Genomic DNA, 1,005 nt, shown 5'->3' with positions numbered 1-1,005 from the left:
AAATATGGCGGTCCGGACGGGACTCGAACCCGCGACCTCCTGCGTGACAGGCAGGCATTCTAACCAACTGAACTACCGGACCATATTGCGGGGACAGGATTTGAACCTGCGACCTTCGGGTTATGAGCCCGACGAGCTACCGAACTGCTCCACCCCGCGACAATAATATTTATTAAGCTAATGGAGGAGGAAAGGGGATTCGAACCCCTGCGCGGTTTGACCCGCCTGTCGGTTTTCAAGACCGATCCCTTCAGCCGGACTTGGGTATTCCTCCATGTGTAAAAAATATACTTTGGTAGCGGCAGAGGGGATCGAACCCCCGACCTTACGGGTATGAACCGTACGCTCTAGCCAGCTGAGCTACGCCGCCAAAATATAGATTTAAATTAAAATAATGGCGCGCCCGAAAGGAGTCGAACCCATAACCTTCTGATCCGTAGTCAGACGCTCTATCCAATTGAGCTACGGGCGCATTTTTTACAAAAAATTAAATGGTGCCGAGGACCGGAATCGAACCGGTACGGTAGTCACCTACCGCAGGATTTTAAGTCCTGTGCGTCTGCCAGTTCCGCCACCCCGGCATATTTAAAATGGTGAGCCATGAAGGACTCGAACCTTCGACCCTCTGATTAAAAGTCAGATGCTCTACCGACTGAGCTAATGGCTCGTACAATTGTGGTGCCGGCCAGAGGACTTGAACCCCCAACCTACTGATTACAAGTCAGTTGCTCTACCAATTGAGCTAGGCCGGCAAAATATGGTGGAGGATGACGGGATCGAACCGCCGACCCTCTGCTTGTAAGGCAGATGCTCTCCCAGCTGAGCTAATCCTCCGTTGTATAGGACGTACGAGCATACATTGCGTATTTAGTATGCCAAAATAAATGGTGACCCATACGGGATTCGAACCCGTGTTACCGCCGTGAAAGGGCGGTGTCTTAACCGCTTGACCAATGGGCCAACTATAAAATTAAGGCAAAAAAATAGCCCTAATAGGGCTTTGCC

Annotated in this window: 10 tRNA genes; all 10 read right to left on the bottom strand. The window is 50.8% G+C overall.

The features are described from left to right. Positions 1-5: 5 nt before the first annotated feature. Positions 6-82 (bottom strand) — tRNA-Asp (locus F7731_RS26275). 3 nt (positions 83-85) lie between these two features. Beyond that, positions 86-159: transfer RNA gene (locus F7731_RS26270), tRNA-Met, on the bottom strand. A gap of 22 nt (positions 160-181) precedes the next feature. Beyond that, positions 182-274, bottom strand: a tRNA-Ser gene (locus F7731_RS26265). Between the two features lie 19 nt (positions 275-293). Beyond that, a tRNA-Met gene (locus F7731_RS26260) sits at positions 294-370 on the bottom strand. A gap of 25 nt (positions 371-395) precedes the next feature. Continuing rightward, positions 396-472: transfer RNA gene (locus F7731_RS26255), tRNA-Arg, on the bottom strand. Between the two features lie 20 nt (positions 473-492). Beyond that, positions 493-581: transfer RNA gene (locus tag F7731_RS26250), tRNA-Leu, on the bottom strand. A gap of 10 nt (positions 582-591) precedes the next feature. Continuing rightward, positions 592-667, bottom strand: a tRNA-Lys gene (locus F7731_RS26245). Between the two features lie 9 nt (positions 668-676). After that, a tRNA-Thr gene (locus tag F7731_RS26240) sits at positions 677-752 on the bottom strand. A gap of 6 nt (positions 753-758) precedes the next feature. Next, positions 759-834: transfer RNA gene (locus F7731_RS26235), tRNA-Val, on the bottom strand. Positions 835-885: 51 nt separating this feature from the next. Then, positions 886-960 (bottom strand) — tRNA-Glu (locus F7731_RS26230). Positions 961-1,005 lie beyond the last annotated feature (45 nt).

Origin of the sequence: Cytobacillus depressus (genome assembly GCF_008923245.1) — a bacterium.
GTDB classification, from domain to species: domain Bacteria; phylum Bacillota; class Bacilli; order Bacillales; family Cytobacillaceae; genus Cytobacillus; species Cytobacillus depressus.
Note: the sequence above shows the minus strand (reverse complement) of the source record. Positions and strands in the feature narration are given on the sequence as shown.